The organism is Paracidovorax sp. (genome assembly GCF_057642795.1).
The window spans coordinates 208,158-221,036 of the sequence record NZ_JBXYZY010000029.1 but is presented as its reverse complement, the minus strand read 5'-3'; the positions used below and the strand labels follow the sequence as shown (position 1 = coordinate 221,036).

13 protein-coding genes are annotated in these 12,879 nt (G+C 69.1%); 9 read left to right on the top strand and 4 right to left on the bottom strand.

Features of this window, described 5'->3' with window-relative positions; all coding sequences use genetic code 11:
- Positions 1-103 precede the first annotated feature (103 nt).
- On the top strand, positions 104-877 hold the full coding sequence (locus tag AC3A84_RS12215) for an OmpA family protein (protein ID WP_487969891.1): 774 nt from the start codon (positions 104-106) through the stop codon (positions 875-877).
- Positions 878-922: 45 nt separating this feature from the next.
- Here the strand turns inward: AC3A84_RS12215 and AC3A84_RS12210 are convergent, their stop codons facing one another.
- Both AC3A84_RS12210 and aptA read right to left on the bottom strand, forming a co-directional pair.
- Positions 923-2,440: a CoA-acylating methylmalonate-semialdehyde dehydrogenase gene (locus AC3A84_RS12210; RefSeq protein WP_487969890.1), complete on the bottom strand. Its 1,518-nt coding sequence runs from the start codon at positions 2,438-2,440 to the stop codon at positions 923-925.
- 65 nt (positions 2,441-2,505) lie between these two features.
- A complete protein-coding gene (aptA, locus tag AC3A84_RS12205) occupies positions 2,506-3,882 on the bottom strand; it encodes an omega-aminotransferase AptA (protein ID WP_487969889.1) in 1,377 nt (458 codons plus the stop codon).
- A 263-nt stretch (positions 3,883-4,145) separates the two neighbouring features.
- On the opposite strand from aptA, the gene AC3A84_RS12200 reads away from it, so the two are divergent.
- Positions 4,146-5,063 (top strand): LysR family transcriptional regulator, encoded by a 918-nt coding sequence (locus tag AC3A84_RS12200; RefSeq protein ID WP_487970070.1) that lies wholly within the window; start codon positions 4,146-4,148, stop codon positions 5,061-5,063.
- A 44-nt stretch (positions 5,064-5,107) separates the two neighbouring features.
- A complete protein-coding gene (locus tag AC3A84_RS12195; RefSeq protein ID WP_487969888.1) occupies positions 5,108-5,452 on the top strand; it encodes a flagellar basal body protein in 345 nt (114 codons plus the stop codon).
- 204 nt (positions 5,453-5,656) lie between these two features.
- Here the strand turns inward: AC3A84_RS12195 and AC3A84_RS12190 are convergent, their stop codons facing one another.
- Positions 5,657-5,911 (bottom strand): DUF2061 domain-containing protein, encoded by a 255-nt coding sequence (locus tag AC3A84_RS12190; protein ID WP_487969887.1) that lies wholly within the window; start codon positions 5,909-5,911, stop codon positions 5,657-5,659.
- 417 nt (positions 5,912-6,328) lie between these two features.
- On the opposite strand from AC3A84_RS12190, the gene AC3A84_RS12185 reads away from it, so the two are divergent.
- The 6 genes from AC3A84_RS12185 (at position 6,329) to AC3A84_RS12160 (ending at position 12,538) form a co-directional block, all read left to right on the top strand.
- Complete coding sequence (locus AC3A84_RS12185) at positions 6,329-8,251, top strand: methyl-accepting chemotaxis protein (protein ID WP_487969885.1); 1,923 nt, start codon at positions 6,329-6,331, stop codon at positions 8,249-8,251.
- A 115-nt stretch (positions 8,252-8,366) separates the two neighbouring features.
- The gene (locus AC3A84_RS12180; RefSeq protein WP_487969884.1) at positions 8,367-8,855 is read left to right on the top strand and encodes a DUF2127 domain-containing protein; all 489 of its coding nucleotides are present in this window, start codon (positions 8,367-8,369) and stop codon (positions 8,853-8,855) included.
- Positions 8,856-8,978: 123 nt separating this feature from the next.
- Positions 8,979-10,358 carry an esterase-like activity of phytase family protein gene (locus AC3A84_RS12175; RefSeq protein WP_487969883.1) on the top strand — a complete coding sequence of 460 codons (1,380 nt, stop codon included), beginning with the start codon at positions 8,979-8,981 and terminating at the stop codon, positions 10,356-10,358.
- Positions 10,359-10,496: 138 nt separating this feature from the next.
- Entirely contained in the window at positions 10,497-11,201 is a 705-nt protein-coding gene (locus tag AC3A84_RS12170; protein ID WP_487969881.1) for a riboflavin synthase subunit alpha, read from the top strand.
- 212 nt (positions 11,202-11,413) lie between these two features.
- Positions 11,414-11,971 carry a GNAT family N-acetyltransferase gene (locus AC3A84_RS12165; RefSeq protein WP_487969880.1) on the top strand — a complete coding sequence of 186 codons (558 nt, stop codon included), beginning with the start codon at positions 11,414-11,416 and terminating at the stop codon, positions 11,969-11,971.
- Between the two features lie 69 nt (positions 11,972-12,040).
- On the top strand, positions 12,041-12,538 hold the full coding sequence (locus tag AC3A84_RS12160; protein ID WP_487969878.1) for an NUDIX hydrolase: 498 nt from the start codon (positions 12,041-12,043) through the stop codon (positions 12,536-12,538).
- A gap of 18 nt (positions 12,539-12,556) precedes the next feature.
- On the opposite strand, the gene AC3A84_RS12155 is transcribed toward AC3A84_RS12160, so the two are convergent.
- A complete protein-coding gene (locus tag AC3A84_RS12155) occupies positions 12,557-12,811 on the bottom strand; it encodes a hypothetical protein (protein WP_343590070.1) in 255 nt (84 codons plus the stop codon).
- Positions 12,812-12,879: the final 68 nt, after the last annotated feature.

The following is a 12,879-nucleotide window of genomic DNA, read 5'->3' as shown; positions in this document are numbered from 1 at the left end:
TGCCGCGTGGGCGCGGTGCGAGCGGCCCCGGCGTACTTTTTCCATGTTCAACCGACCGTATCCCATGCGTTCAGACCGGCCTTGCCTGGCCTCTTTCCCCTTCGTGCCTGTTGTTGTTCCCGCGCTGCTGCTGGGTGCTGCCGTGCTGGCTGCGGGCTGCACGGCGCCCCTGGCCGAAGCGCCTCAGCCATCCGCCGCGCCTGTGGCCGCCGCTGCGGCCGCCCCTGCTGCGCTGCCTGTGGCCGCACCCGCTCCGGCGTCGGCCGCCCCGGTGGCGCTGCGCATGCCCGACGACGGCACGCTGGCGCGCTTTTCCGGCCTCGCGACCGACCTGCCGCCGGGCACCGCGGCCCTGCTGGACGTGCTGGCCCGCGACAAGACGGCGCTCTGGGAGATCAAGGGCTACAGCGACCGGCAGGCCAACAAGCCCGAACCGGCGCGTGAGGCCGCTCTGGCACGGGCCCTGTCGGTGCGCAAGCAACTGGTGCTGCGGGGCGTGCCGTCGCAGAACCTGCGGGTCAAGTACAGCACCGAAGAGGCGCGCGAGGTGGTGACGGTGCTGCCGCAGGGGGCAGCCTCCGCTGCTCAGCCCGCAGTCACGGCGCTGCAACCCCTGGCTCCTGCGGCGCAGGCCCTGCCGCCGCACAAGTACGCAGAAGCCAAGGCGTCCCAGGCGACCCCAGCCGCCAAGGCGCCCGCGAAGTCCTTGAAGGACAAGAAGGAACGCAAGGCACCCGTTTCCCGGACCCAGGCCGCGCCAGCGAAGGCCGGGGCGCGCAAGGCGGCGGCCCAGAAGGCCGCACCGCACAAGGCGCCCGCCCATCCGGCGGGCCATGCGGCGCATAAGAAGCCCGCCCCCAGCGCAGCCGGCAAGTGAGCCCGGCTGGCCGCAGCCCGTGCGGGCGGGAGGGGGAGAGGGACCTCAGCGGCTGCTGGGGAAGCTGAACACTGCGCCTTCGCGCACACCGGCCGAGGGCCAGCGCTGGGTGATGGTCTTGCGCTTGGTGTAGAAGCGCACGGCGTCGGGGCCGTAGGCGTGCAGGTCGCCGAACAGGCTGCGCTTCCAGCCACCGAAGGAGTGGTAGGCCACCGGCACAGGCAGGGGTACGTTCACGCCCACCATGCCGACCTGGATGTGATCGGTGAAGTAGCGGGCCGCTTCGCCGTCGCGGGTGAAGATACAGGTGCCGTTGCCGTACTCGTGGTCGTTGATGAGCTGCATGGCTTCCTGCAGCGTCTTCACGCGCACCACGCCCAGCACGGGGCCGAAGATCTCTTCCTGGTAGATCTTCATGCCGGGCTTGACGTTGTCGAACAGGCAGGCACCCAGGAAGTAGCCTTCCTCGTGGCCCGCCACCTTTACCGTACGGCCGTCCACCACCAGCGTGGCGCCTTCTGCCACGCCGCTGTCCACATAGGCCTTCACCTTTTCGAAGTGGGGCTGGGTGACCAGTGGGCCCATGTCGTTGCCGTTGTCGGTACCGGGGCCGACCTTCATCTTGGCGATCTCGGTCTTGAGGCCTGCGATCACCGCGTCACCCACTGCATCGCCTACTGCGACCAGCAGCGGGATGGCCATGCAGCGTTCGCCGCACGATCCATAGGCCGCGCCCATCAGCGCGCTCACGGCGTTGCCGACGTCCGCGTCGGGCATCAGCACGGCGTGGTTCTTCGCGCCGCCCAGGGCCTGCACGCGCTTGCCATGCTTGCAGCCTTCGGCGTAGATGTATTCGGCGATGGGCGTGGAGCCGACGAAGCTCACGGCCTTCACGCGCGCATCGCGCAGCAGCGTATCGACGGCGGTCTTGTCGCCGTTGACCACGTTCAGCACGCCAGGTGGCAGGCCCGCTTCCAGCGCGAGCCGGGCGATGAACAGCGTGCTGCTGGGGTCGCGCTCCGAAGGCTTGAGCACGAAGGTGTTGCCGCAGGCCACAGCCATGGGCCACATCCACAGCGGCACCATGGCCGGAAAGTTGAAGGGCGTGATGCCGGCGGTGACGCCCAGCGCCTGGAATTCGCTCCAGCTGTCGATGCCTGGGCCCACGTTGCGGCTGTGTTCGCCCTTGAGCAGCTCGGGCGCGTAGCTGGCGTATTCCACGTTCTCGATGCCGCGCTGCAGCTCGCCGTGCGCGTCGGAGAGCACCTTGCCGTGCTCGGCGGTGATGAGGGCGGCGATCTCGTCGGCATGCTCTTCGAGCAGCACCTTGAGCTTGGCGAACACCCGCGCGCGCTTGAGCGGTGGCGTGTTGCGCCAGGCGGGGAAGGCGGCCTCGGCCGAGGCGATGGCGGCCTCCACGGTGGCCTGGTCGGCCAGGGCCACGCTGGTGGTCGATTGGCCGGTGGCGGGGTTGAACACCGGCTGGGTGCGGGCGGTGTCGGCGACGAGCTGGCCGTCGATCAGATGGCCGACGGTGGAGGTCACGGATTTCTCGTGGTGCATGGTTTCAAGGTCAAAAGTGCCTGCGGCGCAGGTGGTGCCTGCGCTGCCTGCTATCAAAAACAGAGTTACGCGGTTTCGTGCAGGGCATCGCCCAGGGCGCTGACCAGGCGGTCGATCTCGGCCTCGGTGCTGATGAAGGGCGGTGCCAGCTGGATGGTGTCGCCGCCGTAGCGCACGTAGAAGCCCTTGTCCCAGCACTTCATGGCGATTTCATAGGGCCGGCGCGCCGGCTCGCCCGGCAGGGCGGCGATGGTGAAGCCGGCCGCCAGGCCGTAGTTGCGGATGTCCGCCACGTGCTTGGCACCCTTGAGCCCGTGCACGGCGCGCTGGAAGTAGGGCGCCAGCGCCTTCACGCGGCCCGGAGCGTCTTCCTTCTGCAGGATGTCGAGCACCGCGTTGCCCGCCGCGCAGGCCACCGGGTGGGCCGAATAGGTGTAGCCGTGCGGGAATTCGAGCATGTACTCGGGGCCGCCCGCCGCCATGAAGGTGTCGTAGATCTCGCGCGTGGCGATCACGCCGCCCAGCGGCTGGGCGCCGTTGGTCACCTGCTTGGCGAAGTTGAGGATGTCCGGCGTCACGCCGAAGGCCTGTGCGCCCGTCCAGGCGCCGCAGCGGCCGAAGCCGGTGATGACCTCGTCGAAGATCAGCAGGATGTTGTTCTGCGTGCAGATCTCGCGGATGCGTTCCAGGTAGCCCTTGGGCGGGATGACCACGCCGGCCGAGCCCGAGAACGGCTCCACGATCACCGCCGCGATGTTGCTCGCGTCGTGCAGCGCGATCACGTCCAGCAGCCGGTCGGCCAGCGCCCGGCCGCCGTCTTCGGCCATGCCCTGCACGAAGGAGCCGGCGGGCGGCTGCGTGTGCGGCAGGTGGTCGGCTTCGATGCCCTGGCCGAAGGTCTTGCGGTTGCCCACGATGCCGCCCACCGAGATGCCGCCGAAGTTCACGCCGTGGTAGCCCTTCTCGCGTCCGATCAGGCGCGTCTTTTGTCCCAAGCCCTTGGCGCGCCAGTAGGCACGGGCCATCTTGAGCGAGGTGTCGGCGGATTCGGAGCCCGAGCCGGTGAAGAACACGTAGTCCAGGCCCGCCGGGGTCAGCTCGCGGATCGTGTTGGCGAGCGTGAACGAGGCCGGGTGGCCGAACTGGAAGGCCGGCGCGTAGTCCAGCGTGGCGGCGGCGCGGCCGATGGCCTCGGCGATGTCGCGGCGGCCATGGCCCAGGCCCGCGCACCACAGGCCCGAGAGGCCGTCGAAGATCTTGCGGCCGTCCGAGTCGGTGTAATAGGCGCCCTGGCCCGCGACGATCATGCGCGGCTTGGCCTTGAACTGGCGGTTGGCCGTAAAGGGCATCCAGTGGGCGTCGAGCCAGGCGGCGTCCATGCGCGGCGCGGCGCCGGCGTCCTTGGGGTCGGCGAGGGGGGTATCCAGGGGAACGAAGCTCATGCGGGACTCCGGTGAGAGTGAAAGCGGAACGTGGCGAAGCGAAGGGCCGCATGGCAGCAAGCCGATGCGATGCGTCATTGTTCGTGCGGCCGATAATCCCTTGAATGCCGCAATATCACCGTTCACTTGCGCGTTAGTGCAAGTAATGACCCGCAACGCCCATGCTTGATGCCTCCGCCTCTGCCTCTGCCTCTGCCTCCGCCCCCGCCGCCCCGTCCGTGCCCGTGCCGCGCCAGCGCGCCGTGCTCGGCCAGGTGGCCGATATGGATCTGCGCCTGCTGCAGGTGTTCAAGAGCGTCGTCGAATGCGGCGGCATGGCCGCGGCCGAGCTGGAACTGAACATCGGCACCAGCACCGTGAGCCGCCACGTCAAGGACCTGGAGGCGCGCCTGGGCCTCACCCTGTGCCGGCGCGGGCGCGCGGGCTTCGCGCTCACGCCCGAGGGGCAGCGGGTGTATGAAGAGACGCTGCGCCTGCTGGCCGCCGTGCGGGGCTTTCGCGACGGCATCGACGACATCCACGCCCGCATGGGCGGTCAGTTGGCCGTGGCCGTGTTCGACAAGACCGCCAGCAACCCGGCCGCCCGCATCGGCCAGGCGATCGCCGCCTTCACCGCGCAGGCGCCCGACGTGCAGCTGCAGCTGCATGTGGCCTCCATCAATGCCATCGAGCGCGGCGTGATCGACGGCAGCTGGCAGGTCGGCATCATTCCGGCGCATCGCGCCTCGCAGAGCCTGGTCTATGCCGACCTGTTCGGCGAGACCATGCAGCTCTATTGCGGCGCGGGCCATCCGCTCTTTGGCGCGCAGCATGCCGCGCTCGACTGGGACGCGCTGCGCGCCCACCCCTTCGCCGGCCTGGGCTACCACTCGCCCAACATGGAGCTGAGCCACCAGGCACGCCTCACGCGCAGCGCCACCGGGTTCGACCAGGAATCCATCGCCACGCTGGTGCTCTCGGGCCGCTATCTGGGCTTTCTGCCCGACCACTATGCCGAGAGCTTCGAGCGCCAGGGCCGCATGCAGGCCGTGCGGCCGGAGCTTTTCTTCTACCGCTGCCAGTTCGTGAGCCTGGTGCGCCGCTCGCCCACGCCCAGCCGCGCCGTCCAGGTGTTCGTGCAGTGCCTGGAACGTGCGCATGCCCCAGTGCCGCCGGGCGCTGAAACGCGCTCCCACGCATAATTGGCGCTCGTCTCGATCCCCCCTTCTTCCCTCGGAGCCCGCACATGAACAGCAGCGTTTCGGCGATCGCCTCCTCCGGCCTGCGCGCCGCGCAGATGCGCATGGACGTGTCGGCGAACAACGTGGCCAACGCGAGCACGCCGGGCTTTCGCCCGCAGTCGGTGCAGGAAGAGGCCGTGCCGGGGCAGGGCGGCGTCGCGGCCCGCGTGAAGCCGGCGACGGGTGCGCCGGCCCCCGCGCAGGGCGGCGAGGGGGGCGCGCCTTCCGGCACTTCGCTCGAGGGCGAGGCGGTGGACCAGCTATCCGCCAGCTATGCCTTCACGGCCAATCTGCAGGTGCTGCGAACCAGCGACCGCATGATGGGTGCGCTGCTCGATGTGCGCGCCTGACGGCCTTTTTCTCCCCTCTCTTCGCTCTTCTTCGCCCGGGGCTTCGCGGCGGCGCTGATTCACCGGTTCACTGCGCCCAGGCCAGTCCGGCCAGGCGGTCCATCAGCCAATGCTGAAACGCCCTTGCGGCTGGCGTGTTACGACGGTTCGGTGGGTTCGAGGGCATGGCGCGTTCCTTTCGTCTGCTGCGGGGTTTCGCTGCGCTCAGGCCGCGGCGGCCGCGGCTTCTGGCGCTGCGGCCTCGCGGCGGCGGGCCGCGCGTTCCCAGGCCTTTTCATGGAAGAAGAAGGCCACCGCCTGGACCGTAGGCTCCAGCAGGCTCAGCGTGAGCGACGCGATCAGATTGCCCGTGACTGCGTAGGCCACCAGGGCGGCGACGCAGATATGGATCAGGTAGTAGCTGCCCGTCTTCATCAGCGTGGGCATGTTCTGGCGGGCGGTGGCGCGCAGGCGGGACATGTTGGTGCTCCTCTCAATCGGCGATGCGTGAATGCTAGAGGCCGATGGTCGGCTTGGCCAATTGCTCATTCCTAATCGAGAGATAGAAACTATCGCTTCGGGCGGTGCGACGCGTTGCTGTATCGGGGTGGGGGCGCCGCAAGGAAGGGAGGCGTCCCCCTGAAGCGCAGGCCGGCCGCAACGGTGCGGCATTCCCATGCTCCGCAGGTGCAACCCACGCGGCATGGCTGCAAACAGAGGCTTCCTGCCAACAGGTCATCGAAGTCGGTCGGTGCCCACGCTGTGTCTTGGTAACGATATGTATAGTGGACGCGGAGTCAGGTGCGCACGAGAGGCGCCTTGCACTCTTGCCAAGGCATGCAGATGGTGATTCTTGTGGTCAATATCTGCGCAAATAGCAACATATAACGCATCAAAATGGCATCCTGGATCACTCATCTCCGTTTTTCGCGCAAGTTCGCTCTCATCGGGGCACTGGCGCTGGCGCTCTTTCTCGTGCCCACCGTCATGCTGGTCAGCATCGCGATGGAGAAGCTCGACGTGGCTCGCGCAGAGCGGCTGGGTCTGGACCCGGCCGCCGACATGCTGCGGATGCTGCAGCAGATTCAACAACATCGGGGCCTGTCCGCTGCGGTGCTGAGCGGCTCCTCCTCCGAAGAGGGCGACCGCCAGAAGCGCCAGCAGGAGATCGACGCCACCATTGCCCAGGTGCGCAAGGAACTCCCCCCTCTGGCGGACAAGGCGCTCTCCGAACGCTTCGACAGCATGGCCACGGATTTCAACGCGCTGGCCAGTGCCGTGGCGGGCAAGACCCTCTCCGGCCCGCAGAGCAACCAGCGGCACACCGCACTCATCGCACGGCTGCTCAGCATCCTGGACGACGTGGCCAACAGCTCCGGTCTCGCGCTGGACCCCGATGCCTCCACCTACTTCGTTCAGCGCGCGGTGCTGTCGCACCTGCCGCAACTGGCCGAATCGCTCGGACAGATGCGGGCGCGGGGCGCGGTGTTGCTCGGCAGCGGCGAGGCCTCGCTGGAAGAGCGTGCGCGACTGCAGGCCTTGGCCGACCGTGCCCGCCAGTACTATGAAGACTCGCGCAAGGCGCTCGACCTGGCGGCCGGTGGCGGCAAGTTGCCCGCCGCCGTGGAGTCGGCTCGCGATGCTGCCGAGACCGCGGGCCAGGACGCGTTCAAGCTGGCCGAGGAGGCGATCGTGCGCCCCGAGGCGCTGACGCTGCCGGCCACGGCCTGGATCACCCGCATGACGGGCTTCGTCGATGCGCAGTTCGCGCTGGTGGATGCCTCGTTCGCCCTGCTGGATGCCTCGCTGGATCAGCAGATCGCCCGGCAGCGCCACTTGCTGCTGGTGCTGCTCTCTGTGCTGGCCGCGCTGGCCTGCGTGGCGGTCTGGGTGATGGCGACCATCACGCGCACCACCAACCGGGCGCTGGGCCAGGCGGTGCAGCTCGCCGAGTCGGTGGCGGCCGGCGACCTGTCGGTACGCGTGCGGGTTGAGGGCAGCGACGAGATCGCCCAGCTCATGACGGCCCTGCAGTCCATGACGGCACGTCTGAGCAGCGTGGTCGGCTCGGTGCGGCAGAACTCCGAAAGCGTGGCCACCGCCAGCGCGCAGATTGCCCAGGGCAATAGCGACCTGAGCCAGCGCACTGAGACCCAGGCCAGCGCGCTGGAGGAAACCGCCGCCTCGATGGAAGAGCTCGGCTCCACCGTGCAGCACAACGCCGAAACCGCCCGCCAGGCCAACGAGATGGCGCGCAGCGCGGCCGGTGTCGCCACTCGCGGCGGCGAGGTGGTGCAGCAGGTGGTGCAGACCATGCAGGACATCCATGCCGGCTCCAGCCGCATCGCGGACATCATCGGGGTGATCGACGGCATCGCCTTCCAGACCAACATCCTGGCGCTCAATGCCGCCGTGGAAGCCGCCCGCGCGGGCGAGCAGGGCCGGGGCTTCGCCGTGGTGGCGAGCGAGGTGCGCAGCCTGGCGCAGCGCTCGGCCGCCGCGGCGCGGGAGATCAAGGAACTCATCACCACCAGCGTGACCCAGGCCGGCCAGGGTGCGCAACTGGTCACCCAGGCGGGCAGCACCATGCAGGAGATCGTCGATTCCGTCCGCAAGGTGAGCGAACTGGTGGGGGCGATCAGCGCCGCCACTTCCGAGCAGAGTTCGGGCATCGCCCAGGTGGGCGAGGCGGTCACGCAGATGGACACCACCACGCAGCAGAACGCCGCTCTGGTGGAGGAAAGCGCCGCTGCCGCCAACAGCCTGAACGAGCAGGCACAACAGCTGGTGCGGGCCGTGGCGGTCTTTCGCCTGGCCTGACGGCATCCCCACGGCGCGCTAGGCGGGGCCGCTGCCTCATTCGATGGCCGGGCCTGCCGGGCGTTGGATACTGCGGTGGCCGGCCCGGACCGCATCGCCCTCTTCGCACTCTCCCATGGCTTCTTCTCCTCCCCCCGCCCCGCCCCGCACCCGCCGGGCGCTGCGCACCATCGCGGCCTTCGAGGCGCTCAAGGGTGCCGTGGCGCTCGTCGCCGGCGTCGGCGTCCTGGGCTTGCTGCACAAGGACCTGCACCAGATCGCGGCCGCACTCATCGGCCATGTGGGGTTGAACCCCGGCGCGTACTACCCGGCGCTGCTGTTGGCCGGCATCGACCGCTGGTCCGGCCACGGCGACTGGCAGATGCTCACCGCCGTGGCCACGGGATATGCGGCCCTGCGCTTCACCGAGGCCTACGGCCTCTGGCGAGACCGCGCCTGGGGGGAATGGCTGGGCGCGCTCTCCGGCGGGCTCTATATCCCGTTCGAGCTCTGGCACTGGCTGCACCGGCCCACGGCCGCGGCCACGGCGGTGATCGCGCTCAACGCGGTGGTGATCGCCTACCTGGGATGGCAGTTGGCACAACGGCGGCGCGCGGGCGGCTGAGCCCGCACCTGCTGCCACCGAACGCGCCCGTGCAGAGCGTGGGCGGGGCTGCCGCGTCATGGCGGCGTCATGGGTCATGGGCAAGGTGGCGGCTCTTCCATTCGCTGTGAGAGAGCGCATCCCATGTTGTTCCCTTCGACCTTCCGCCTGGCCGCCTGCGCCGCGCTGGCCTGCATCGCCGTCCTGCCGGCACGAGCCCAGCCGCAGACCGCCCCGCAAGCCTTTCCCTCCGTGCTGGCCGGACACGCCGTGCTGCCGGCGCGCTCCTTCATCGCCCCGCCCGCTGATGTGCCGGCTGACCTGCGCACCAGTGGCAAGTTCACCACCGCCCGGCGCGTAGATGCCGTGGGCACTGTCGAAGGCCAGTCCGCCGGCCGGCCCACGGGCGTGTCGCTGCCCTTCGAGGGCCAGCCCGCGCAAGGTCATTCGGGCATCAAGCACCTGTCCGACGGCAGCTTCTGGATCCTGACCGACAACGGCGCCGGCTCCAAGGCCAACTCGCCTGACTTCATGCTCTACCTGAACCACTACCAGGTGGACTTCAAGAGCGGCCAGTTCAAGCGCCTGAAAACCGTCTTCCTGCACGACCCTGACAAGAAGGTGCCCTTCCGCATCGCGGAGGAAGGCACCCAGCAGCGCTACCTGACCGGCGCCGACTTCGACCCCGAGAGCTTCCAGTTCGCGGGCGGCGCGCTCTGGATCGGTGAAGAGTTCGGCCCCTATCTCATCAAGGCCGACCTGAACGGCCGCGTGCTGGCCGTGTTCGACACGCAAGTCGATGGCCGCGTGGTGCGCTCGCCCGACAACCCCGCCGTCACCACCGCCGGCGCACCCGACGCCAAGGCTCCGGCCTTCGACATCAAGCGCTCCAAGGGCTTCGAGGGCATGGCCGCGAGCCCCGACGGCAGCAAGCTCTACGCGCTGCTCGAAGGCCCGGTGTGGGATGAATCCGCCAAGGCTTATGAGTCGGTGGCGGGCGGCAAGCAGTACCTGCGCGTGCTCGAATTCGACGTGAAGGCCGAGAAGTGGACCGGGCGCCACTGGAAGTACGTGCTGGAGGCCAACCAGAACGCCATCGGCGACTTCAACATGATCGACGGCAGCACGGGCCTCGTCATCGAACGCGATAACGGCGAAGGCACGCCGGACAAGGCCTGCCCCGAAGGCGTCAAGCGCCCCGACTGCTTCCACGACGTGGCGAAGTTCAAGCGCATCTACAAGGTGGAGCTGGCCGACGCCAACGCCGGCGGCCCGCTTCGCAAGGTGGCCTACATCGACCTGCTGAACATCCACGACCCGCATCACCTGGCCCGCAAGCCGCTAACGGGCGGCGCGCTCGCCTTCCCGTTCTTCACCATCGAGAACGTGGACATCGTGGACCCGACCCACATCGTGGTCGGCAACGACAACAACCTGCCTTTCAGTTCCAGCCGCGAGCCCAACCAGGCCGACGACAACGAGCTGGTGTTGCTCGACGTGGGCAACTTCCTGCGCGCCCGCTGAAAAAGCCCGCTGCGCCGACCGCACAGGCTGCCCGGTGGGCAGCCTTTCTTATGTCCGCCGCAGGAGGATGGAGGCGGCTGGCAGAATCGCCTTTTGCCCGTTTCGCCGCCTTCTCCTCCCCCTAAAAAACCGTCCACCATGTTCACCGGCATCGTCCAGGCCACGGCAGGCATTGCCGCCATCACCGACCGCGCAGGCCTGCGCACCTTCACGCTCGACTTCCCCGCAGGCTTCTGCGAAGACCTCGCCATCGGCGCCAGCGTGGCGACCGACGGCGTGTGCCTCACGGTGACCGAACTGGTCTCGCCCACGCGTGCCAACTTCGACGTGATGCTGCAGAGCCTGAACATCACCACGCTGGGCAGCTACGCCGAAGGCGACCGCGTGAACGTGGAGCGCGCCGCCAAGGACGGTGCCGAGATCGGCGGCCATCCGCTGTCGGGCCACATCGATTTCACCGGCACGCTCGTGGAACGCCGCGAGTTCGACAACAACCTGGTCTGGCGCGTGGCCGTGCCCGAGCCCTTCCGCCGCTACGTGTTCGCCAAGGGCTACATCGCCATCCACGGCGCCAGCCTGACGGTGGCAGAGGTCAACCGGCAGGACGGCTGGTTCGAGGTCTGGCTGATTCCCGAAACCCGCCGCGCCACGGTGTTCGAAGGCAAGCGCGAGGGCGACCGCCTCAACATCGAGATCGAGCGCAGCACCCAGGTGGTGGTGGACACGGTGCGCGAGGCCGTGCAGGAAAGCCTGGGCCGACTGAAGCCCGTGCTGGAGGCGCTGCTTCAGGAAAAGGGCCTGTCGCTCGACGACCTGGTGCAGCCGCCGACACTGCCGCGCTGAAGCAGCTTTGGCGCCGGCTATGACGCCTGGGCCGTGGTGTGGCGGATACGGCCGCCAGCATCAGGCTCAGGCTCTCAAGGTGCAACGGGCGACTCAGGTCCGCGGCGACGCGCACAAACGGGCGCTGCCTTCCAGCCCTTGCCGCCCCGCACCGTCCTGCGGCCCACCAGGCGTGCTCCGCGGCGCCTCGCTGACGTCTCCTTCCAATGACCATGCCTGAACGTGACGTTGCAACCATCGGCTGCGGCCTGCCCGGGCCGGGACTGGGATTGCGCCCGCTGCGGCCGGCCGACGTGCCCGGCCTGCTGGCCGTGCAGCGTGCCTGCTACGGCGATGGGCTGATCGAGGGGGAAGCGGTGTTCGTGCGGCGGCTGGCCAGCGCGGCGCAGTGCTCGCTGGCACTGGTGGAGGCAGATGGCCCGTCGCCGGCGCTGGTGGCCTACCTGGCGGCCTACCGCAGCCGTCGGGGTGCCGTCACGCCCTTCGAGGGCGACTTCCACAGCGCGCCGCAGGCCGATGCGCTCTATCTGCACGACCTGGCCGTTGCGCCCGCCTGGGCCGGGCGCGGGCTGGCCCAGTGCCTGCTGGCGGCCGCATGGCAGCGCGCCCGGGCCGAGGGGCTGCGCCATTCGGCCCTGGTGTCGGTACAGGGCACGCAGGCGTTCTGGGAGCGCCAGGGCTATGGGGCTCAGCCGCTCGCGGACGCGGCCCAGCAGCGGCATCTGGACAGCTACGGCACCGGGGCGGTCTACATGGTGCGGGCGCTCTAGCGGCGCGGGCTGTCAGGGCTGGGTGCGAGCTTGTCCGGGCGGGCGGCGGGCGTCGTCATAATGCGCCCCATGCCCAACCGCTGGAAACCCAACGTCACCGTGGCCGCCGTCGTCGAGCAGCAAGGCCGCTTCCTGCTGGTGGAAGAAGACACCGCCGACGGGCTGCGCCTGAACAATCCTGCGGGCCACCTGGACCCGGGCGAGTCGCCCGTGCAGGGCTGCATCCGCGAGGTGCTCGAAGAAACCGCCTGCGACTTCACGCCCGCCGCGCTGGTGGGCGTCTATCTCAACCGCTTCACACGCACGCGCACGGGTGATGACATCACCTACATGCGCTTCGCCTTCGCGGGCAGCGTGGGCGCGCCGCATGCCTGGCGCACGCTGGACGACGGCATCGTGCGCACGGTGTGGATGACGCTCGAGGAGATCGAATGCTGCGCCGACCGGCTGCGCAGCCCGCTGGTGCTCGAATGCATCCGCGACTACCTGGCCGGCCAGCGCTTTCCGCTGGAGCTGGTGCATACCGACCCTTCGGTGCTGCAGCCGCCGCCCGGCAGCCTGCGCTGAGCGCGGGCCGAGGGCCGCTCAGCCGCCTACGACGGACCAGCCCACGTGCTGGTCGGCCTTGTCGTTCTCGTATTCCCAAGCGGTGCCGCAGCGGTCGCAGCGATAGCGCGTGACGGTGACGATACGGCCGTCCTCGCGCTCTTCCTTGCGGCTGCCGCGCTGCACCAGCTCGGCATGGCCAGGCGCGCGGCGCCAGTTGCGCTGGATGCCCGAGCACGGCTCGCACAGCTCCATCTTCTTGAGTTCGTTCTGGCGGGCGGTGTCGCGGGTCATGGGGAGGGTGTCCGGAAAACGGGTGGGGGAAAAAAACGCTCCGGCCCTTGCGGGGCGGAGCGCGGATT